The organism is Aerococcaceae bacterium zg-252, from assembly GCA_016237705.1.
Classification (GTDB): Bacteria; Bacillota; Bacilli; order Lactobacillales; family Aerococcaceae; genus Globicatella; species Globicatella yangjingiae.
The window spans coordinates 901590-924635 of sequence record CP066204.1 but is presented as its reverse complement, the minus strand read 5'-3'; the positions used below and the strand labels follow the sequence as shown (position 1 = coordinate 924635).

Genomic DNA, 23046 nt, shown 5'->3' with positions numbered 1-23046 from the left:
TTCTCCATTCTATCATATAATTAAATTTCGAAAAAATCATGACAATATTGCGAAAAATTTGAATTTTCTTTGATAAAACAAATTGGGTACAAAGTTCTAGCAGCAAATCATGCTCTAATTAGAACTTCATACCCAAAAATTGTATTTAAAGTAATGGTTTACTACATTCTATATTTTACGGAATATAGTAATAAGCACCATTTGTAATGATTTCTGCGATTTGATGAATAGACATATCTGAATTTAATTCATAACTATCTGCCACTATTCTCGAATCTAAATCCCATTGAGAGATTAACTCTTGTAACTCAGCTGCACTCTTAATGAATCCCTCTGACTCTAAACGACTCGCAATTTCAGACGACGCTTCACCACTGTTAACAGTAAAGGTTCCGACTTTAGCTGGCTCGCTAGGTGTTTCAGATGAATTATCACTACTTGTAGATGTTTCGCTACCATTTGTTGCTGCAATTGAATTACTTGATGATGTATTATTATTTTTTGTCAATTTCTCATTAAGCGAATCACGCTCTTTTTCTAAAGTCGCCTTTTCTTCTTGCAACTTACTAATCTGGTCACGATATTTAGTCAATTCCTCATCATTTGATTGAGATTGACTAAATAACGAATTGACTTTAATACCTGAAACTGGTACATGCCCTTGTCCAAAAATCGCAAAGGCTCCCGTGAAAATAGCTGCCAATAAAAAAGCAATCCCTAATGTCTTTAATGTTTTTTTATTCATACTCTTTCCGTCCTTTCTAACGATTTTCAATGTAATCGTCGACAATCAATTGAACGGTTTTAACATTTAAGGTAACATCATTAGCAATTTCTTTCATTGTGAATCCTTGTGAATACAAACGAATTACTTCTTCTTTTGTTAAATCTGAAATTTCATTTAATTCAATGATTTCTAATGGAACTTCTTCAACTGGTTCAGAATCTTGTCCACCAAAATTTAACATCATCGGTTCACTTAATTCTTGTTCAATCTCAGAAATTCTTGTTTTGATTGCAAACAATTCTTGTGAATGTTGAGTTTGTAAATTTTCTAATTGTTCTAGCACTTCATTATCATCACTTGCGTAAAATGACGCAATTAACAATACTATTGCAATCGCTAGAAAAGCAATAACTAAAATCCAAATATCCATATTGCACCTCTTTCATCTTTATCTCTTACTATTTTATGAAAAATCACAATAGTTTGCAATAAAAAGGTATTACAATCAGATTAATTTTTCTTTAGAGTTGAAAAGAATATTGTTATACCAGTATAATAAGCTTATAAATACTCTTTAATTATGAAAGGAGATTATATGAAATCAAAAAGTTCACGAGCATTATATCTTGTGAAAGATAAGGGCCGAAAAGGTATTTTTAGAATGCTGTTTAGCCGAATTGGTATTATGATACTATTAATTTTTTTACAGATATTATTTTTTATAGCAGCTTTTAGCTGGTTCAGTGACTTATCTCCACATATCTATGGTTTATCCATTTTATTTTCTTACGTTATTGGGCTATACATTGTCAACAATCAAATGAATTACACTGCAAAATTAACTTGGCTAGCCGTAATTACTGCCTTTCCAATCTTTGGTGCAGCCTTATATGCCTATACTCAAAGCAATATTGGACACCGACTATTAGTCAAACGTATTAATCAACTCATTGCCAAGACGGAATATTTGCTAGTTCAACAACCGAATGTAATGGAATCTCTCAAACAAGAAAATGACGGAGTCGCTAGTTTAGCTCGCTATCTACGCTTAAATGGTAATTATCCTGTCTATAATCAGAGCCACACCACCTATTTTGCTTCTGGTGAAGAAAAATTTGAAGCTATGCTAAAAGAATTAGAAAAAGCTGAAAAATTTATTTTCCTAGAATATTTCATTATTCAAGAAGGTGAAATGTGGGGCCGTATTTTAGATGTTTTAGCTAGAAAAGCAAAAGCTGGTGTCGAAGTGCGTGTCATGTATGACGGAACGTGTGCCTTTACAAAAGTACCAATAGACTATGAAGAACGCATTCGTGCTTTAGGTATTCAATGTAAAACATTTGCACCGATTACACCATTTTTATCAACGCATTATAACTATCGTGACCACCGTAAAATTTTAGTTATTGACGGACGGACTGCATTTAATGGTGGTGTTAATTTAGCCGATGAATACATCAATATTAATAGCCCCTTTGGCCACTGGAAAGACACAGCAATTATGGTTAAAGGTGATGCCGTTAAAAGTTATACATTGATGTTTTTACAATTATGGAGTATTAATGAATCAGAATTGAATTTTGAACCTTACTTAGTATCGTATCCATGCGAGCAAGAAGAACAAGGATACCTTATCCCCTATGCTGATGAACCACTTGATAATGATAAAGTTGGCGAAAGTGTCTATATTGATATACTCAATCGTGCGACTGATTATGTATATATTATGACACCTTATCTCATCTTGGACGGCGAATTGGAAAATGCCCTTACATTCGCTGCCAAACGTGGTGTAGATGTTAAAATTATCTTACCTGGTATTCCCGACAAAAAAATACCTTATGCCATTGCAAAAACGCACTATGCGTCCTTGTTAAATGCCGGAATTGATATTTATGAATATACCCCAGGCTTTATGCACGCTAAAATGTTTATCAGTGATGACACAACCGCAGTCGTCGGTACAATTAACTTAGATTATCGTAGTTTATATCACCACTTTGAATGTGGGACATATTTATATAAAGTGCCTTGTATTAAAGATATTAAACAAGATTTTGACCAAACCATTCAACAAAGTGAATTAATCTTATATGACAAATTAAGAAAAATTTCATTCACACAAAAAATGACTGGCTGGCTACTAAAAATATTCGCACCACTGATGTAAAAAATAGTATGAGCGAGGGTGTTCTGACTTGAATCACTGGAGAAAAGGTCTTAGAAGTGGACGTCAAGTCAACCCAAGCGAACCGGAATTGACAACAAGCGTTTTAAAATGAATCACTTTGCAAAATTACGGCGTGTGTGAAACACACAGAGAAATTTTGTGAAGTTGGACGTCATTTCAGCTCGTTGGAGCCGTTATCCAATTAGTACAAGCACAGACAATCAAAATAAAGGAGATTTTATGTATCAATATATCTTTTTCGATTTAGACGACACTCTCTTTGATTTTAAAAAGAGTCAACGTTTTGCGTTTAAAGCCTTAACTGAAAAACTTGGATTAACCGATAGTGATGAACTGTTTCAACAATTTGAACAATACAATGTTGCACTGTGGAAAGACCTTGAACTAGGTAAAATTACAAAAGATGCCCTGTTAGCTCAACGTTTCCCTAATTTTTTCAAAGATTATACAGATACGCTACCCGATGAGAATTTAGATGATTATTATCGACATCAATTGACTGTTTCAGGTGATTTAATTGCAGGTAGCTTGGAAATATTAGAAAAATTAAAAGCAGCTGGCAAAAAGATTTATGCAGCATCAAATGGTGTCTATCATACACAACTGGCACGCTTAGAAAAAACTGGCTTACTGCCCTACTTTGACGAGCTTTTTATCTCCGAAAAGATAGGAGTACCCAAACCAAACGCTGAATTTTTCTTACAGAGTTTTGCAAAAATTAATAACTTTGACTTAAAGAGTGCCATTATGATTGGTGATAGTTTAACATCTGATATTCAGGGAGCGAATAATGTACAATTAACGACTTGTTGGATGAATCCTAATCAAGTCACAGCTCCTGATAACTATAAAATTGATTACGAGATTACAACATTATCTGACTTAGATGCAATACTATTTTAATAACAAAAAAAGGAGAGAGCTAACACTTGCTCTCTCCTTTTTGCTTAATTGCGTTTTTCTAACACTAATTTTCGTAAAACAAAATTGGTTATCATCACGACAATCGCAACTAAAATATTCGCAATCGCTGGATTAATTGCTAGTAATTCCACCACTAGCCACATCAATCCTAAAGTCAACAATAGTCCTATAAGACTTAACAAAACAAATAATTGAAACTCTCTTGAACGTTCTTTTGCCTCAAAGCGACTAACAAAGACATACTTCATACTCAAGTAATAATTAAAAATCGTTGAAATCGCAAAAGCAATCGTTTTAGCTAATAAATACCATATATGAAAGGTGCCAAATAAAAAATAGAAAATAGCCCAATCAATCAGAGTAGCTATCACACCAACAATCCCAAATTTAACGATTTGTTGAATTAATTTTTGCATCGAACTAAACTCCTCGTCTGTATCGCTCTTCTATTAAATGAAGTGCCAGTAACAATACAATGGATACACCACTTAATAATAAACCAACAGTCCAACCATCCGGTTTAAATCTCATTTCAATAGTATGTTGACCACTCGTAATCGGGAATGATAAAAATGCTCCCCATGTTTCCTTTATTGCTACTTCTTGACCATCCACTAGCACATGCCAACCTAAATTATAAGGGATAGATGTCATCATATAAGTGCTATTATCAGTAATATTCACATTACCTTTAACGAAATTATTACCCCATTCGGACACTTTCATCCCTTGTGCTGCTCTTTTTTGAATAAGTGGTTCAGTCAATTGTTGATTTGCCGTAATTAAATATAAATCGGTCAAATCAACTTCTTCACTCGTACCCAATGTAATTGAAAAGATAATCTCTTCCCCTTGTTGCTTATGAGCGATATTCCATAATTGTTGTCCGTCAAATGAATGTTGATACTCGTACCAGCGTCCATTTAATCGAATATCAATGGCTCCCCCCTTTTTACGTTTTAATGACAGTGGTGCATTCAAATAGTGCGTATCATTATTTTTAGGAATTATTTTAAACTCGATCGTTCCATTTTGGGTTTTATCAATTTTACGATAAATCTTACTATTACCATTTTGTACTAATTCCACATTTGTCAATGTAGCATCTGCTAATGGTTCCGATTTAAAAATATCTTCCGTTTGACCACTCAATGCTGAGAATAGCTCATTATAAGTCTTCACAATTTGATTCGCATAGAAAGTCAAATCAGTCACTTCAGCATTAACTCCAAAGGCAATTGGTAATACATTCGGATTTTCATAAATTGCATAACGGTCGTTTTCCCAAATTTTCGTATAATAATCGGTTAAATCTGTTCGAGTAGTATTGCGACTAAAGAAACGACGTTCTGGATATTTCAACATATCATCATTTGTATAATTTAGGAAATCAACGACATATTTAACTCCATAAAAAGCATCCATAAAGGCTGTTCCGTTCCCATAAAAACTAGACGCATTACTTCCTGAATCACCCATATTCGTCATAAAACTCAATGTCGAGCGTTCCATATTGGAACTAAAATGCGTTAAACCAGGATAATCATACATGAACGGGTCATTTTTACTACGTTCAAATAACTTATTAATACGATAAAATTCCCCTTGTTTTGACGGACGAATTTGGTCGATGACTGGCTTAACGGATACTTGTGCATCTTTGAAATGATTGGCATTATCATATCCCATGCGACTTTGAGAAACATACGCATTAAACCCTAACTCAAAAATAGTCAATGCCGAAATCATTGCCCAAGTCACACGTTTTAAACCAAATGACAATACTATTAAAGTCACACACCATGTCACAAGAGATAGCGTCTGCAAAGTAACCAGCACTTTAAAATAACTTAAAATGCTAATCAATAAAAAGACTAATACAGACGAACCGATAATGATATACCGTTTACGTTTTTCTTTGTTACCTTTATATTGTAAGGCTGAAAAAGCAAATAAGATAATCAACAATCGAAACGCTAAACCTAAATAATTTTCTAATACCAACATAATTTCATTCGTTTGACGATAATTGAAAAACGAAAATTCATTACGAAACACCCATTCAGCCGATAAATAGATGAATGCTGCACCTAAACTTACAAATCGCCAACTTTTTCCTTGCCAATTATGCAGAGCACGATAACTCAATAACACCATGAAGAATGAAATAATCCAAGAAAAACGATAGAAAAATCCAGCTGGTGTTTGACTCATATGCCATACTTTATTGAAAAATTCATTGACAATCGCAATGAAGAACACAAACATTACCAAAGCAGCTGCCCATTTTTGTTTACGTGAAATGGATTTATTAGCAAAAAAAGCACCGAAACCAAATAATGCTAAACTACCAATAAAGACATTGGGCAAGTTAGGACCTGCTGGCCATGATTCACTATCAAAAGCTCCAATCATAAATTTTGCTAAAATATCTAATGGTCGAATTTGAAAATTCCAATCAAAATCTAAATTATTTTGATACGCACCTTTAGAAATCAAGAGATTTAAAAAAATTGGATACAAGAGCCACATCATCGCACCAGCTGCCACCACTGAATAAGCAGCTACTCGGATAATCGGTCGAATCGCATTTTTCCAACTAATATCTTTTCCAGTTAAATAGTACAATGTATAAAGGACAATAAATAAGCAAATCATGTATCCCATATAGAAGTGGAACATCAATGTTAGCGATAAAAGAACGGCATATTTCCAACCACGACCACCGTCAAGTAACTCTTCCAAATAAATAATAACAATCGGCAACATAATCATCGCATCATAGAAAATAGGATTCATTTGATAGCTAACGATTAACCCACACATCGCATAGGCTGCTGATAATATTGGCACTAAGAAACGGCGATTATTAAGATGACCATTATAACGTTTAATTAATAAATGACTAAACGCCAAAGCAGTCGCACCATAACGCAACCAAATTGTCAGTGTAATCGCCCAACGAAATTCAGCCGTTGGAAATAGAACATAAATTAAGTTAAATGGACTAATTAAATTAAAGCCCCATATCCCAATCATTCCCCCACCGATTGATTTAGAAAATGAATAAAATAAACCACTCCAATCGCCTGATAACACAGTTTTTTTGAAGAATTGATATAAACTAATATATTGTTGACCAAAGTCAATCGACATTAGCGTTTTAGTGCCAAAAGGAAAAACTCCCATAAATACCCAAACGAATAGCATCACTAACATCGGTAATAAGGCACTAATCGTGTATAAACCTTTTTTAGTTCGATAAAATTGCCAAAATTTCTCGTTATATGTCTCCATTATTGTACTTGATCCTTTCCAATTGATTCGATATTTGACTCATCTACTAAGTAATGTGGACGACGTTTAACTTCGTAATATATTTTACCGATATACTCACCTAATACACCAATCGAAATTAACTGCACACCACCGAATAATACAATCGCAAATAAAGTTGTAAAGTAACCACTGACTAAAGTATTCGGGTTAATCAGCCACGAAATAAACATCCAAATAAGATAAAGCACCGCAATCGCAACACAAAATAGTCCTGTTTTAATACAAATACGCAATGGCTTATCATTAAATGATAAAATACCTTGAACAGCATAGTTAATATTGCGTTTAAAGCCAAACTTTGTTACCCCTACTTCACGCACTTGATTCGGATACTCAACAATTTTTTCTTTAAATCCAATCCATGAAAATAGTCCTTTCGCAAACCGATTATATTCTGGTAAAGCTAACACAGCATTAACTGCTTTACGGCTAAATAAACGAAACTCTGAAACACCGTCCGTTAATTTGACATCCATCATACTATTGGATAAACGATAGAACCATTTTGCGAAGAAGGTTTCTTTGGCATCTTCACCTTCACGTGTTCTACGAGCCGATACGACATCGTATCCTTCAAAATAAGCGTCCAGCATTTGTTCCACTACTTGAGGTGGATGTTGTAAATCGCCATCCATCATTACGACAATATCTCCTGTTGCATAACGCAAGCCGGCAATTGTAGCAGCATCTTTACCAAAATTTCGGCTAAAGCTCACGTACTTCACACGCTTATCTGCAGACGCAATTTTTTTCAGTAATTGGAATGTATTATCCCGACTTCCATCATTAACATATACAAATTCCAATTCAATTTTATCGTCTAATGTTTGATTGCGTCGATTAACCATTTCATCTAATACTAACACAATGGTTGAATGAGTTAATTGAATCATTCCCTCTTCATTATAAAATGGGACCATTACAGACATTTTCATCGTCATATCCTCCTCAAAGTTAATTCTTACAACTAAATAACATACTAGATTTTGCTATTTTAGCATTTATACTTAAATTTTGGTTAAGCTAAAATAAAAAATATACATTAAGACTATCAAAATAGCAAATCAATTTAAGTACATATAATAATACTTTACCATATTTTCTTGCAGATAGGTATTGATTTTCTTTTAAATTTATTTGAATATTTCATATTAATAATCCACACTCTGAAAAATTAATTGATTTCACCATATTACATAGCATAAAAAAGACTATACAGCTATTTACTGCATAGTCTTCAATTCATTACTCCCCTTACATTAAATCAACCATACTATATAAGCCAGCTGATTTTGTAACAACAAACTCTGCACACTGCAATGCTCCTCGCACAAATAGTTCTTTTGACCCAGCTCGGTGTGTAATTTCGATTGTTTCTTGATTATTAGCAAAAATAACCGTATGCTCACCTACTATATCCCCACCACGTATAGCATGAATACCGATTTCCTCACGTTGTCGGCCTTGAGACAATCCCTCACGTCCATAGACAGATGTCATTTTCTCGTCAATCATCGATTCAATCGCTTGTTTTAGCATAATCGCTGTTCCGCTCGGTGCGTCTTTTTTATAGCGATGATGTTTTTCAATAATTTCAATATCATAACCCAAAGGATACAAAGTTCTCGTTAAGCTTGCTAAAGTTTGTTGCATCACTGCCACACCAATACTCGTATTATGCGTATCTAAAATCGCAATCTGTTGGCTCGCTTGACGAATTTGTTCAATTTGAGTTTCATTTTGTCCAGTAGTTGCTAGTACAATCGGTATTTGATAAGCAGTCGCAAATGCTAATAATTCTTCCGTCAAATACGGTGTTGAAAAGTCAATAATCACATCAGGTTTTTCATTTTGATTGGCAACATATTCTGATAACTCTTCAAACCGATGAAAAATAGGATAGAGTTCATCTTTTTCTTTATCAGCTTGAATGCCAACATAAATTTCATAAGGATTATCTTGCTCACAAAAGCGTACAATTGATTTCCCCATTGCTCCACTTGAACCTACAAGTATGATTTGCATTAGATTTCACCTGCTTTACGATACTGTTCTACTTGTGCCAATTGATTTGTTAATAAGGCTTTTACGGCATCACTCGGTTCCCACAATGGTAGACGGTATTGGTTTTCTACTCGTCCCATTAAATGAAGTAAATATTTTACTGGAATTGGGTTCACTTCAACAAATAATGAGTCAATTAATTCAGCGTATTGTTGCTGTAATTGTTTAGCTTGTTCTTTATGACCGTCCAAATAATACTGACACAAAGCATGTGTTTCTCTTGGTAATACATTGGCTAAAACTGAAATAACACCTTTACCACCCAATGCCATTACATCATAAATCAAATCATCATTCCCAGAGTAAATTGCAAACTCATCAAGATTGACAGCAGCTGCTAATTTTGCCGTATACTCTAGGTCACCTGTCGCATCTTTGATTGCTACAATATTAGGATGCTGTGCCAATGTAACCACCTGTTCAACCGTTAGCGTTGCACCAGTGCGTCCTGGTACATGATATAAAATAATCGGAATTGAAACAGAATCAGCAATCGCAGTAAAGTGACGCAACATTCCCTCAGTATTGGCTTTATTATAATAAGGGGTTACTAATAATAAGGAATCAGCACCTACTTTTTCTGCCGCTTGACTCAAAACGATTGAGTGACGAGTATCATTGATACCTGTTCCTGCAACAACGGGTATTTTACCATTTACAATTTGTACTGCTCGCTCAATTAATTGAATTTGTTCTTCATCACTTAAAGTTGATACTTCACCTGTCGTTCCAGTAATCACCAATGCATCTGTTTCATTCTCTAAATGAAACATTAATAATTCATCAAATGCTTGCCAATCAACATCGCCTTTTTCATCAAAAGGTGTTACTAAAGCTACTGCTGAACCTGTAAAAATTTCCATTATATATTCCTCCTAATTTGGATTTGTTCGAATAGACTTTATTTCCAACTTAACATACTTCTATACTTTTGTTCAGTGAAAATGCTCTTTCTTCATGTTTAATCTAATTCATGTCGCATTAAATCCTCATAACTTTCACGCTTAACAGTTAAACGATGTGAATCGCCATCAATATGAATCATCGCCGGTTTTGGTAAACGATTATAATGACTTGCCATTGTATAATTATATGCACCAGTTCCATTGACTAATAATAAATCCCCTGTTTCAGCTACCGGCAATTCAATGGACTCAATAATTTTATCCCCACTTTCACACGCTTTTCCTGCAATTGTATAGCGTGTCATTGCATCTTGTGTCGCTTTATTCGTTAAAATCGCCTCGTATTTTGCTTGATACAATGCTGGACGAATATTATCACTCATTCCACCGTCAATAAATAAATAATCTTTTCCTCCAGTAGTGTGTTTAATATCACCAACCGTATACAAAGTACTTCCTGATGCATTTACTAGCGAACGACCTGGTTCAATTGTAATTTTTTTCAATGATAAGCCAAGACGTTGACTTTCTTCATGAATAAACTCCGTAAATTGTGGTAAAAATTCAGTCACATCAAATGGAGTGTCATCACTTGTATAATAAACACCAAAACCACCACCAAAATTGATTTCTTCAATCCGAATCTCAAGTTTTTGCTCGATTGTCTGAGCGAAAGCTAACATTTCACTAGCTGCTTTTAAAAAGGATGTCTGGTCAAAAATTTGGCTACCAATATGACAATGGAATCCAGCAAACATTAGATTAGGTGCATCAACCATTTTTTTGATAACTGCTTCAATTTCAGAATCAAAGACACTTTCTCCAAATTTTGAATCTAAATGCGCTGTTTTAATATAATCATGTGTATGCGCCTCAACACCAGGATTCAGACGTAATAAAACTCGCTGAACAGTGTTCTTTTCATTTGCAATTTGATTAACACGACTAATTTCCATACGATTATCAATGACTATCGTTCCGACACCTTGTTCAATCGCATACGACAGTTCAGCATTCGTTTTATTATTGCCATGGAAATACATATTTTCAGCCGGTACTCCTGCTGCAAGCCCAACATAAATCTCACCGCCACTAACAACATCTTGACCAATCCCTAGTTGGGCAATCAATTTACCAATTGCTTTTGTTAAAAGTGCTTTTGATGCATATAAAATTTGTGTTTCAAAGTACGGTGATTCAAACGATTTTTTATATGCTAATACCCGTTCTTTAAAACTTGTTTCGTCAAAAATATAAAGTGGCGTACCATATTGAGTTGCTAATTCATGGTATTGATGTCCACGATGTGTTAATGCATTATTTTTAATAATTTGATATGTTTCTAATTTCATAGGTGACTCCATTCTTTATTACAAATTCAAAAAAAGACCCACAAACACTAGGTTTGTGGATCTTCCATTACAAAAATAGTCATTGCATTTCTTGGTAGATTCCATTAGCCCAGTGTGATGATTGCACTTTCAAGTTAACTGGGCAGCCAACTTAAACAGTGACAGATTTATTCAACCTGCCCCCAACAAGAACACTTGTTTCGGCGAAATCCCCTTTCCAACTATTCGTTGTACTCTTGTCATTCGCGCCTCGCACATCCACTTATTTCTCTTACTATAACAATAAATTATATTATTGTCAATTATTCTAATAACTTTATAATTGATGAAATTTGAAAAATGGAGATGCCACCTCAAAATACCGTAAAAGCCAAAGAAAATTGCTTATATAATATATTGATTGACCAGCTAGAGTGAAATTAATTTAAGAAATCACTACTGTCTAGTACCATTTTTATATTATCGATTTAAAACTAAATAACAGGTATTTTGAAATATAATCCAACCTACTTTTAAAGAGAGACAGATAAAAAGTCAGAACTTTTAATAAATCAAGTAGTTAGCATGATGTTACATCAGTATCTTTAATTCGATTGGATAAAGTTGACTGACTTTCTACCCATTCCCTAAAACTTTATTTATTACTTTCAACACAAAATAACAAGGAGTCTACCTACGCTAAAAATGAATATGTAATCTGATTACTACAATTTTACGCTTCTTCATCTTCTTTGCGACCAGTTGCTACTAAGCCTAGACCAGCTAGAATAGAAATTGCTGCAGCACTTCCAATAATCATTGAAGCAGATTCACCTGTATTTGGTAATTCTTTGCCAGAAATTGCTTTTGCTGTGTCATTTTGGTTGCCTGTGTTTCCAGGATTTGATGTATCACCTTGGCTGCCTGTATTGCCAGGATTTTCTGTACCGCCTTGGTTTTCTGTATTGCCAGAATTTGCTGTATCACCTTGGTTTTCTGTGTTACCAGTATTTGCTGTGCTACCTTGGTTGCCTGTGTTTCCAGAATTTTCTGTACCACCTTGGTTTTCTGTATTGTCAGGATTTGATGTACCACCTTGGTTTTCAGCTTTACCAGTGTTCTCTGTGCCACCTTGGTTTCCAGGATTTCCAGGATTTGCTGTATCACCTTGGTTTTCAGTGTTACCAGTATTTGAAGTATCTCCTTGATTACCTGAATGGCTATTGCTTCCTGGATAGCTGTTCTTATCAAGTGGGTTTGTATCATTCTTAACTTCAGTACCATCATCAAAGCCATCACCATCAGTATCTTGAATTAATGGATTTGTTCCAAGTTGTAATTCTTCAAGAGTTGTTAAACCATCATTGTCATCATCTGCACCAAGATTCAAGATTGGTTTATCATTGAAGTCAGCCAATCCAAGATCATATCTTCCTTGAACTACTAAATCAATAGTTGAGATTTTAGACTTATCAACAAGTATTGTACCATTTTCACCAACTGTGATTTTCGCATTAGGGTTACGGCGCGCTAATTCATTGACAAGTTTGTCTTGCTCAGCATCTGTTAACTGATTAATGTTTGCTACTGGAAGTTTCTCACTTGGTAACACAACAAAGGTTGTAGTGTCTACAATTTCATTAACTGCTTCTTGTGTTGTCGTTTCGTCCACTTTTTCTTTCGCAGCTGTTGCAGCGTCATCAACTTGTTTTTTCGCTGCTTCTTTTTCTGCTTCTGATAAAGCGTCGTTCTTCGCAATTTCGTCTTTCTTAGCTTGCGCTGCTTCATCGATTTCTGCTTTTGCTGCGGCTTTTGCAACTGGGTTGATTGCCTCGATTTCAGCTTTACCCTTGTTCGCTGCTGTATTGACAGCTTCCTCTCTCTCTGCAACATTAATCGCTTCTTTGGCTTTATCGGCTGCTGTATCAACATCTTCTACTGCAGATAATTTTTCATCTGCTGAAAGATCATCTTTCGCCTTGATTTCAGCTTTTTTCGCTTTTGCAGCTTCATCAATCGCTTTTCTAGCTTGATCTTTAACTGTTGCTGTGACTGGCACGTCTTTAATCGCTGTCACACCGTCAGCTTTTGCAGTATCCACGGCTGCATTCGTAGTAGCTTCATCAATGCTTTCTTTTGCTACTGTTACAGCTTCATCGACTTTCGCTTTCGCTGCTTCTTTTTCATCATTTGTCAAAGCAGTGTTGGCATCAATCGCTGCTTTCTTAACGTCTGCAACGGCATCAAGGGTATCTTTAGCAGCTTGTTTTTTCGCTGCTGCTGGTTGAACACCAGTTACTGCAGTTTCACCGTCTTCTTTTGCTTGGTCTACACCTGCTTGGTCTGTTGCTTTGTCAATCTCTGCTTTGGCTGAATTAGCTGCTGCATCTACTGCAGCTTGAGCTGCTTGTTTTTCTTCAGCTGTTAAACTGTTATCACCTTCGATTGCATTTTTCTTCTCAACTGCTGCATCGTCAATCGCTTCTTTGGCCTTATCTTTACCAACTGGAGCGATGTCATCGATAGCTGTTTTACCAGATTCTAATGCTTTGTCTGCTTCTTCTGGCGTTGTCGCTGCGTTCGCTTTTTCTTTTGCTTCTTTTGCAGCGTCATCTACTTGTTTTTTCGCTGCTTCTTTTTCTGCATCTGATAAAGCATCGTTATTCATAATTTCGTCTTTCTTAGCTTCTGCGGCTTTGTCAATTTCAGTTTCCGCTTTCGCTTTCGCTGCTTCTAAAGCATCAGCAGTTGCATGAGAAACTTCAATAGCTTTGATTTCGTTTTGACCATTAGTAACGGCTTCAGTAACTTTATCTGCTGCATCTGCATCCTCAATTGCTTGTAAGGCTTTATCTCTAGCAGCATTCACTTCTTGGATAGCTACTGCTTTTTCTTCTTGCGTTGCTCTGTCGTCTGCATTGATAGCAGCAATCTTATCAGTAGCAGCCTGTTCGATTTCTGCTTTCGGCTTGTCTTTTGCGATTGGAGCGATACCTTCGATAGCTGTTTCACCATCTGCTTTAGCTTTGTCTACAGCTGCTTGGTTTGCCGCTTCGTCAATCGCTTTGTTCGCTTCTTCTGCTTTTTCTGCAATTTCAGCTTTAGCAGCTTCTCTTTCTGCTTCGCTTAAATCCTTGTTTTGATCAATCGCTTCAGCGGCTTCTTTCGCTTTTTCTGCAATAGCTGCTTTCGCGTCGTCTTTAGCACTTGCGGTTGGTTGAAGTTTTTCAATCTTGTCTTCAGCTTCAGCACGAACATTAGCTACATCTTCGTTCGTAGCAGCTTCGTCCACTTTCGCTTTCGCGTCGTCTGCAGCTTTTTGTGTTTCTTCTTTTACTTTCGCTTTTTCTTCCTCTGTCAAGGCTTTATTCGCATCGATTTCTTGATCTTTTGCTTCTTTTGCCTTGTCAATGGCTTCTTTAGCGGCTTGTTTTTTCGCTGCTGCTGGTTGAACACCAGTTACTGCAGTTTCACCGTCTGTTTTCGCTGTATCAACACCATCATTGTCCATTGCGTCGTCGATTGCTTTTTTCGCATCGGCTGCGGCCTTTTCAACGTCTGCTTTCGCTTTCGCTTTTTCTTCTTCTGTCAAAGCTTTATTCGCATCAATTTCTTTGTCTTTTGCTTCTTTTGCCTTGTCAATGGCATCTTTTGCTTTGTCTTTACCAACTGGAGCGATGCTATCGATAGCTGTTTTACCAGATTCTTTCGCTTGGTCTGCTTCTTCTGGTGTTGTCGCTGCATTCGCTTTTTCTTTTGCTTCTTTTACAGCGTCATCAACTTGTTTATTCGCTGCTTCTTTTTCTGCTTCTGATAAAGCGTCGTTCTTCGCAATTTCGTCTTTCTTAGCTTCTGCGGCTTTGTCAATTTCAGTTTCCGCTTTCGCTAGCGCTGCTTCTAAAGCATCAGCAGTTGCATGAGAAACTTCAACAGCTTTGATTTCGTTTTGACCATTAGTAACGGCTTCAGTAACTTTATCTGCTGCATCTGCATCCTCAATTGCTTGTAAGGCTTTATCTTTAGCAGCATTCACTTCTTGGATAGCTGCTGCTTTTTCTTCTTGCGTTGCTCTGTCGTCTGCATTGATAGCAGTAATCTTATCAGTAGCAGCTTTCTCGATTTCTGCTTTTGCTGCTTCTTTTGCGACTGGGTTGATTGCCTCAATTTCAGCTTTACCATTGTTCGCTGCTGTATTGACAGCTTCATCTGTATCTGCAGCATTTATCGCTTCTTTGGCTTTATCGGCTGCTGTATTAACATCTTCTACTGCAGATAATCTTTCAGCTACTGAAAGGTTATCTTTCGCTAAGATTGCAGCTTTTTTCGCTTTTGCAGCTTCATCAATCGCTTTTCTAGCTTCATCTTTCACTGTTGCTGTGACTGGTGCATCTTTAATCGCTGTCACACCGTCAGCTTTTGCTGTATCCACGGCTGCATTCTTAGTAGCTATATCAATGCTTTCTTTTGCTGCTGTTACAGCTTCATCGACTTTCGCTTTCGCTGCTTCTTTTTCTTCAGTTGTCAAAGCAGTGTTGGCATCAATCGCGGCTTTCTTCACGTCTGCAACGGCATCAAGGATATCTTTAGCAACTTGTTTTTTCGCTGCTGCTGGTTGAACGTCAGTTACTGCAGTTTCACCGTCAGCTTTCGCTGTATCAACACCAGCTTTGTCAGTTGCGTTCTCGATTGCTGCTTTGGCTTTTGTTGCTGCTACTTCAACGGCTGCTTTCGCCACTACTTTTTCTTCATCTGTCAAGGCTTTATCTGCATCTATTTCTTTGTCTTTTGCTTCTTTTGCCTTGTCAATTGCTGCTTTGGCATCTGCTTTTGCAGTCGTATCAGGTGTCACTGAGTCAATCGCTTTGATTCCTGCTGCTTTTGCATCAATTACAGCTTGATTAACTGCTGCTGCATCAATTGCGGCTTTAGCTTTTGTGACTTCTGCATCCACTTTGGCTTTTTCAGCTTCTTTTTCTTCAATTGTCAAGACAGGGTTTGCTTCAATGCGAGCTTTCTTCATCTCTGCGGCTGCGTCAATCGCGGCTTTCGCTTCGTCTTTTGAAACACCACTTGGTGATACTTCGTCGATTGCCTTGATAGCTTTAGCTTTTTCATCTGCAACTGCTTTATCCGTTGTCGCTGCCTCAATTACTGCTTTAGCGTCGTCTGAAGCTTTTGCTACTTCTTTCTTCGCTTCCGCTTTTTCTTCATCTGTCAAGGCTGTATTCGCATCGATTTCTTTGTCTTTTGCTTCTTTTGCCTTGTCAATCGCGTCTTTAGCATCTTGCTTCGTTGCAGCTGTTCCAGTAACAGCTTCAATTGCTTTTTCACCGGCTGCTTTCGCTTGGTCTACAGCCGCTTTGTCAGTTGCTTTGTCAATCTCTGCTTTAGCGGCATTGGCTGCTGCATCTACTTCGGCTTGAGCAGCTTGTTTTTCTTCAGCTGTTAAGTTGTTATCGCCTTCGATTGCATTTTTCTTCTCAACTGCTTTTGCGTCAATCGCATCTTTTTCTTTGTCTTTTGCGATTGGAGAAATACCTTCAATATCTCTTTCACCATCTGCTTTCGCTGTGTCTACAGCTGCTTGATTTGCGGCTGCATCAATTGCTTTGTTCGCTTCTTCTGCTTTTGCTTCGATATCCGCTTTTGCGGCTGCTTTTTCTGCTTCGCTTAAATCATTGTTTTGATCAATCGCTTCAGCGGCTTCTTTCGCTTTTTCTGCAATAGCTGCTTTCGCGTCGTCTTTAGCAGTTGCGGTTGGTTGAAGTTTTTCAATCTTGTCTTCTGCTTCAGCACGAACATTAGCTACATCCTCGTTTGTAGCAGCTTCGTCCACTTTCGCTTTCGCTTCGTCTGCAGCTTTTTGTGTTTCTTCTTTTGCTTTCGCTTTTTCTTCTTCTGTCAAGGCTGTATTCGCATCGATTTCTTGATCTTTTGCTTCTTTTGCCTTGTCAATGGCGTCTTTAGCGGCTTGTTTTTTCGCTGCTGCTGGTTGAACACCAGTTACTGCAGTTTCACCGTCTTCTTTTGCTTTGTCTACACCTGCTTGGTCTGTTGCTTTGTCAATCTCTGCTTTGGCTGAACTAGCTGCTGCATCGACTACAGCTTGAGCTGCTTGTTTTTCTTCAGCTGTTAAGCTGCTATCACCTTCGATTGCATTTTTCTTCTCAACTGCTGCATCGTCAATAGCTTCTTTAGCTTTATCTTTACCAACTGGAGCGATGTCATCGATAGCTGTTTTACCAGATTCTACTGCTTGGTCTGCTTCTTCTGACGTTGTCGCTGCGTTCGCTTTTTCTTTTGCTTCTTTGGCGGCGTCATCTACTTGTTTTTTCGCTACTTCTTTTTCTGCATCTGATAAAGCATCGTTATTCGTAATTTCGTCTTTCTTCACGTCTGCGGCTTTATCGAGTTCAGTTTCCGCTTTCGCTTTCGCTGCTTCTAAAGCATCAGCAGTTGCATGAGAAACTTTAACATCATCGATTTCTTGTTTTCCATTAGTAACGACTTCAGTAACTTTATTAGCTGCATCTGCATTCTCAATTGCTTGTAAGGCTTTATCTTTAGCAGCATTCACTTCTTGGATAGCTGCTGCTTTTTCTGTTTGCGTTGCTCTGTCGTCTGCATTAATGTCAGCAATCTTATCAGCAGCAGCTTTCTCGATTTCTGCTTTTGGCTTGTCTTTTGCGATTGGATTAACATTGATTGCTTTCACACCATTGTCCATTGTAGTGTCAACGGTCAGAGCAGTTGATGCTTCGTCAATCGCCGCTTTCGCTGCTTTTGCTGCTGCATCAACTTTTTGAATGGCAGTCAGTTTTTCTTCTGTGCTAAGATCTGGGTTCGCTATAAGTTCCGCTTTCTTCGCTTCTGCTGCTCTATCAATCGCTTCTTTTGCCGCTGCTTTTTCTTTTGGTGCTACATCCACGCCATTGATTGCTGCGATACCCTCATCTTTTTTAGCGATGACATCTGCATTTGTAGTCGCTGCATTGATTGCCTCTTTAGCTTTGTTCGCTTCTTCTTGAACTTTTTGTTTAGCAGCTGTTTTTTCTTCATCTGTCGCTTGCGTATTGTTGTCAATAGCAGCTTCCTTCATTTTTGCAACTTCGTCAATTTTCGCTTTGGCAGCTTCTTTTTGAACTGGTTTCGGATCATAATTATTGAAAAACGGTGCTGTTTCGTTTATTACATCTCCAACAGCAGCGTCTGTTGTAGCAGCGTCAATCGCATCTTTTGCTTCCTGTGCTTTTTTAGCAAGTTCCGCTTTAGCAGCTGCTTTTTCTTCATCCGTTAAGTCTGAATTCTCGTCAACTGCTTGCTCTTGCTGCTCTTTAGCTGCTTTTGCCTCATCGATAGCTTTCGTCGCTTCTGGTTTTGTCACAGCATTTGGGTTTACTTTTTCAATTTCACCCATACCGTCTGTTTTAGCTTTGTCAACAGCTGCATCCGTTGTTGATGCTTCAATTTGCTTTTTAGCTTCTTCTGCTAATTTCTTAGCTTCTTCTTTTGCAGCTGTTTTCTCATCTTCTGTCAAACCAGTTGCGGCATTGATAAAATTTTCTTTTTCTTTAAGCTTTTCATCAATCGCTGCTTTTGCGTCTTTTTTCTTCGTTGGAGTAACTTCTACGTCATTGACTGCTTTTACTCCTGCTGTTTGAGCTGCGTTTACTGCCTCTTGAGTTTTCGCATCGTTAACCTTTTGTTTCTCGTCCTTAGCAGCTTGTGCAATAGCTTCTTTCGCTTTCGCTTTTTCTTCTTCTGTTAAATCAGGATTGTCATTGATAGCTTTTTCTTTTGCAGCTGCAGCGTCCTCAATGGCTTTGAGCGCATTATCTTTACCAACTATTTGAATGTCATTTACTGCATCTTCACCGGCTTTTTTAGCTTTATCAACCTCAGCATTGTTAGTTGCGGCATCGATTGCATCTTTCGCTTTGTTTGCTTCAGCATCTACTTCGGCTTTTTTAGCGTCTTTTTCAGCTTGTGATAAGTTTTGATTTTGGTCAATGGCATTTTTAGCTTCCATTGCCTTATCATCAATCGCTTTGTTTGCTTCATTTTTCTTATCGGCAGTTGGTGCTACGCCTGTTACAGCTGCTTCTCCATCTGTTTTCGCTTTGTCTACGCCAGTTTGGTCAGTTGCGTTATCGATGTTTTGTTTTGCTTCGGCTGCTTTTTGTTTAGTCTGCTCTTTAGCTGCTTGTTTTTCTTCAGCCGTCAAGTCCTTGTTGTCATCGATTTCTTTATCTTTCGCTTTTTGAGCGGCATCAATCGCTGCTTTCGCTTGGTCTTTTCCGACTTTATCGACTGCGTTCACAGCATTTTCACCTGCAGTTTTGGCTGCATCAACACCTGCATTATCAGTCGCTTGGTCAACTTTTTCTTTTTCTGCTGTAGCTGCTTTTTCTACATCTGCAAATACTGCCGCTTTTTCTTCTGGTGACAAGTCCGTTCTAAGCGCCAACTCAAGCTTACGATCTGCAGCTTTCTTGTCAATGGCTGCTTTGGCTTCGGCTTTCTTGACTGCTGTTTCTGGAACGTCTCGTACGGCTGTTTCTCCAGCTGTTTGAGCAGCTGCTACATCTTGATTAGACGCTGCCGCATCAATCACTTTATTAGCTTTATCAGCTTCTGCTGCAACTTTTTCTTTAGCTGCTTGTTTTTCTTCAGCCGTCAAGTCAGTGTTGTTGTCGATGACTTGCTCTTTTTCACGTTTTACTTCTGCAACTTTTTCTTTAGCTTCGGCTTTCTTGACCGGAGTTGGATTTACAGAATTAATAGCATTTACCCCATTGTCTTTTACAGTATTAACAACATCTTGAGTATTTCCACTGTCGATTTCTTTTTTTGCTGCCTCAACAGCAGTGTCTACTTCTTTCTTTGCAGCATCCTTTTCCTCAGTTGTCAAAGCTGGGTTAGCATCAATCGCTGCTTTTTTAGAAGCAGCTGCTGTATCAATCGCTGTTCTTACATTATCTTTACCTACGTTACCTAAATTTTCAAAAGCTGCTTTTGCATCTGTACTTGCATTAGTTGCAATGTCTCCATTTTGCGCAGCATCAATCGCTTTTTTCCCATCTTCAACTGCTTTATTTACCCTATTGATAGCATCAGCTTGTTCAAGTGGTGATAAATCGGTATTGGCTGTGATTGCTTTGATTTTTTCATCTGCGGCATTTTGAAGGTCCTGTTTCGCCTCTTCTTTAGTAATTTCTAACGGGGTCTTTTGTCCAGCTACCTCTACAGCTTCAATCGCTGCTGTTCCAGCTTCTACTACTTTAATCAAGCCCGTTGGTGTACCTGCTTCATTAATCGCTGCTTTTGCTTTTTCAACTGCATCGTTTACTTTTGTAATTGCTACTTGCTTAGCTTCCTCCGAAACATTTGGCGTAGCATTGATTGCGGCTATTTTAGCAGTTGCAGCAGTATTAATATCTCCATTAGCTTTGGTCTTCGCTAAAGCCTGCACAGCAGCAATGTCATTTAGACCTTTTTGGGTTTTAAGCCCCAGTTGTTCATAATCTCCTGTCATTCTCCCGCGTCTATAAGTTGTCTTTTCCTGATCCAATGCCTTTTTCGCATCATTGGCAGCCTGTTCGATTTTCTTTTTAGCCGCAGTTATCTCATCTGCTGTCAAGTGTGGAATAGCTTCAATCTCTTTATTTTTATCTGCTACAGCCTTATCAATATCATTTTTAACCTTTGTGATTTGATCATTTAATGTTACTACATTTGGTGTTTTGGGGTTTGGTACAATTGGATTTAATGTTACTACATTTTCTGTGGAAGCATTACCCGCCGCATCATAGGTTTTCGCTTTTATAACTAAAGCTTTTCCACTCGGTGATTCGATTGGTAAAATATGAACTATTTCACGATAGAGAGCTATAGGACCACTCAAATTATAGCGAGAATTAGTAACCGTATCTATCCAACCATCATTTTTTTGACTTTTTCTTAATTTATATGCTTTGTCCCCAACAGTAATGTCAATTTCGCTACTATCATCAAAATCTGACGGAACGATTATCACACTACCATCCGGTTTCAATGTTATTTTTGGTTCTGCAGGTGGCGTTTGGTCCTTCACATTAATTTTAACCGATAATTCTTTAGAAGAATTATCTGCAAACTTAATTTTAAGGGTTCCTACAACATTATCTACTACATCAACCGTAGAAGGAGGTGTTACCCATTCGAATGTGGTTCCTGCTGGTAATTCATTATGATTGCTGATAAAGAGATCACGAAGTGTATCACTATCTGTTGGTAAGGTTGACCCCTGAGCCATATCTGGTACTTTACTATTGATAAGTGGATTAAATTTATCTGCCGCTGAATCTGTACGGAACCCTGTTCCTTCTGGCATTTCTCCTCTTGAACGATTATAGCGTTGATAAGTACGGCTACTTGACAATGCCTTCGCTAATTCAAATGACAATCCTGCAACGTCTTCATCGCTAAGGTTTAATTGACGGAAGTGTTCTTCAGTCAACGCTTTAACTTCTGCTGCTGATAGCTGTTTGAAGGCTTCTAAAGTTAACTTATCCGTCGGGAAAGTCACTTCTGTTTTTTCAGCTGGTTGTTCAGCTGAACGGCTCGCTTCCTCAGCTGGTTGAGTAGCTTCTGTTACGACCAGTTCTACTTGACCTTCAACTTTTTCAGCTTCTACTACTACTTTTTCCTCTGGAGTAGTTTCCTCCTCAGCTGGTTTAACCCCATTCAAGCTTTCTTCTGCTACTTGAAGGACTCTCACTGCTTGATCTACTTCTTCTTGGCTAGCAGCATCATTAGCTAATACTGTCTTAGCAGCTTGAAGTGCTTGATCATATTGTTCCTTCGTTGTCGCATAAAGGTAGCGTTCTTCACTCTCAAGATGAGCAAATTTAGCTACTTCCGATTCCAAGGCTTTCTTGTCAGTTGGCGCTTGGCTAGACTCTTCTACTTGCGTTATCTCTTCAGCAACCGATACCTCTTCTGCTACAACAGCAGTTGTCGTTGAAGTTTCCTCTTCAACCGGCACTTCTTCAACAGTCTCTAACTCAGGACTAGCTAAGCTTGACTCCGGTACAGATTCGACTGTCTCACCTGTGTCCGCAAAAACTTGCGGTCCAGCTACAAGGAACGAACCTAAGAAAACCGATCCGACCCCTATCTTGAACTTACGAATTGAAAAACGATCTTTTTTCTTATAAAACATCTATATATACCCCTATACTTTTATACTATCTATTAGACGTACTATTCATTAGTCAATAAACAAGAGTTAAGCAAAAGCAGCACACAAACCTCTTACATCTATTAACTTTTACCATGTACTTAGCAACATTATAACATCTTTATTCTCTAACACAAGCATATCTGCTATTTCATCAATAAAAGAAAATTTAAAATTTAATATTTCACTAAAATTATATTTTATTATAACCATTAGAATAATAAGATGAAAAACTTGACATATGTTAAAAATTTCAGTAATTTTAATATAATTGATTAATAGCGTGGTGAATCATTTATTATATCCAATACTACTAATCATTGTTAATAAAAATATTTAGGAGC

The 23046-nt window shown here is 37.4% G+C and carries 11 protein-coding genes; 2 read left to right on the top strand and 9 right to left on the bottom strand.

Translation table 11 applies throughout. From position 1 onward, the window contains the following. Nucleotides 1-175 precede the first annotated feature (175 nt). Nucleotides 176-745 carry an endolytic transglycosylase MltG gene (locus JDW14_04435; protein ID QQD66349.1) on the bottom strand — a complete coding sequence of 190 codons (570 nt, stop codon included), beginning with the start codon at nucleotides 743-745 and terminating at the stop codon, nucleotides 176-178. A 16-nt stretch (nucleotides 746-761) separates the two neighbouring features. Continuing rightward, the gene (locus tag JDW14_04430; GenBank protein QQD66348.1) at nucleotides 762-1157 is read right to left on the bottom strand and encodes a hypothetical protein; all 396 of its coding nucleotides are present in this window, start codon (nucleotides 1155-1157) and stop codon (nucleotides 762-764) included. Between the two features lie 165 nt (nucleotides 1158-1322). On the opposite strand from JDW14_04430, the gene cls reads away from it, so the two are divergent. Together cls and JDW14_04420 are read left to right on the top strand one after the other, a co-directional pair. Continuing rightward, complete coding sequence (gene cls, locus JDW14_04425) at nucleotides 1323-2897, top strand: cardiolipin synthase (protein ID QQD66347.1); 1575 nt, start codon at nucleotides 1323-1325, stop codon at nucleotides 2895-2897. A gap of 240 nt (nucleotides 2898-3137) precedes the next feature. Further along, nucleotides 3138-3821 carry a YjjG family noncanonical pyrimidine nucleotidase gene (locus JDW14_04420; protein QQD66346.1) on the top strand — a complete coding sequence of 228 codons (684 nt, stop codon included), beginning with the start codon at nucleotides 3138-3140 and terminating at the stop codon, nucleotides 3819-3821. Between the two features lie 44 nt (nucleotides 3822-3865). Here JDW14_04420 and JDW14_04415 read toward each other — a convergent pair whose 3' ends face one another. The 7 genes from JDW14_04415 to JDW14_04385 all read right to left on the bottom strand — a co-directional run bounded on the left by JDW14_04415 (nucleotide 3866) and on the right by JDW14_04385 (nucleotide 22684). Continuing rightward, a complete protein-coding gene (locus JDW14_04415) occupies nucleotides 3866-4258 on the bottom strand; it encodes a GtrA family protein (protein QQD66345.1) in 393 nt (130 codons plus the stop codon). 4 nt (nucleotides 4259-4262) lie between these two features. Continuing rightward, the gene (locus JDW14_04410; protein QQD66344.1) at nucleotides 4263-7139 is read right to left on the bottom strand and encodes a YfhO family protein; all 2877 of its coding nucleotides are present in this window, start codon (nucleotides 7137-7139) and stop codon (nucleotides 4263-4265) included. After that, nucleotides 7139-8116, bottom strand: coding sequence for a glycosyltransferase family 2 protein (locus JDW14_04405; GenBank protein ID QQD66343.1), 978 nt, complete (start codon nucleotides 8114-8116; stop codon nucleotides 7139-7141). Before JDW14_04405 ends, JDW14_04410 begins: the two co-directional genes overlap by 1 nt. A gap of 319 nt (nucleotides 8117-8435) precedes the next feature. Then, nucleotides 8436-9206: a 4-hydroxy-tetrahydrodipicolinate reductase gene (locus JDW14_04400; GenBank protein ID QQD66342.1), complete on the bottom strand. Its 771-nt coding sequence runs from the start codon at nucleotides 9204-9206 to the stop codon at nucleotides 8436-8438. Beyond that, on the bottom strand, nucleotides 9206-10108 hold the full coding sequence (locus tag JDW14_04395; protein QQD66341.1) for a 4-hydroxy-tetrahydrodipicolinate synthase: 903 nt from the start codon (nucleotides 10106-10108) through the stop codon (nucleotides 9206-9208). Before JDW14_04395 ends, JDW14_04400 begins: the two co-directional genes overlap by 1 nt. A gap of 98 nt (nucleotides 10109-10206) precedes the next feature. Continuing rightward, entirely contained in the window at nucleotides 10207-11502 is a 1296-nt protein-coding gene (lysA, locus tag JDW14_04390; protein QQD66340.1) for a diaminopimelate decarboxylase, read from the bottom strand. Nucleotides 11503-12214: 712 nt separating this feature from the next. Beyond that, on the bottom strand, nucleotides 12215-22684 hold the full coding sequence (locus JDW14_04385; GenBank protein ID QQD66339.1) for a DUF1542 domain-containing protein: 10470 nt from the start codon (nucleotides 22682-22684) through the stop codon (nucleotides 12215-12217). Between the last annotated feature and the right edge of the window lie 362 nt (nucleotides 22685-23046).

Coding starts and splice junctions, on each gene's coding strand:
- JDW14_04430 (QQD66348.1), bottom strand. CDS start 1,157: ATGGATATTTGGATTTTAGTTATTGCTTTTCTAGCGATTGCAATAGTA.
- JDW14_04400 (QQD66342.1), bottom strand. CDS start 9,206: ATGCAAATCATACTTGTAGGTTCAAGTGGAGCAATGGGGAAATCAATT.
- JDW14_04385 (QQD66339.1), bottom strand. CDS start 22,684: ATGTTTTATAAGAAAAAAGATCGTTTTTCAATTCGTAAGTTCAAGATA.
- cls (QQD66347.1), top strand. CDS start 1,323: ATGAAATCAAAAAGTTCACGAGCATTATATCTTGTGAAAGATAAGGGC.
- JDW14_04410 (QQD66344.1), bottom strand. CDS start 7,139: ATGGAGACATATAACGAGAAATTTTGGCAATTTTATCGAACTAAAAAA.
- JDW14_04395 (QQD66341.1), bottom strand. CDS start 10,108: ATGGAAATTTTTACAGGTTCAGCAGTAGCTTTAGTAACACCTTTTGAT.
- JDW14_04435 (QQD66349.1), bottom strand. CDS start 745: ATGAATAAAAAAACATTAAAGACATTAGGGATTGCTTTTTTATTGGCA.
- JDW14_04415 (QQD66345.1), bottom strand. CDS start 4,258: ATGCAAAAATTAATTCAACAAATCGTTAAATTTGGGATTGTTGGTGTG.
- JDW14_04420 (QQD66346.1), top strand. CDS start 3,138: ATGTATCAATATATCTTTTTCGATTTAGACGACACTCTCTTTGATTTT.
- lysA (QQD66340.1), bottom strand. CDS start 11,502: ATGAAATTAGAAACATATCAAATTATTAAAAATAATGCATTAACACAT.
- JDW14_04405 (QQD66343.1), bottom strand. CDS start 8,116: ATGAAAATGTCTGTAATGGTCCCATTTTATAATGAAGAGGGAATGATT.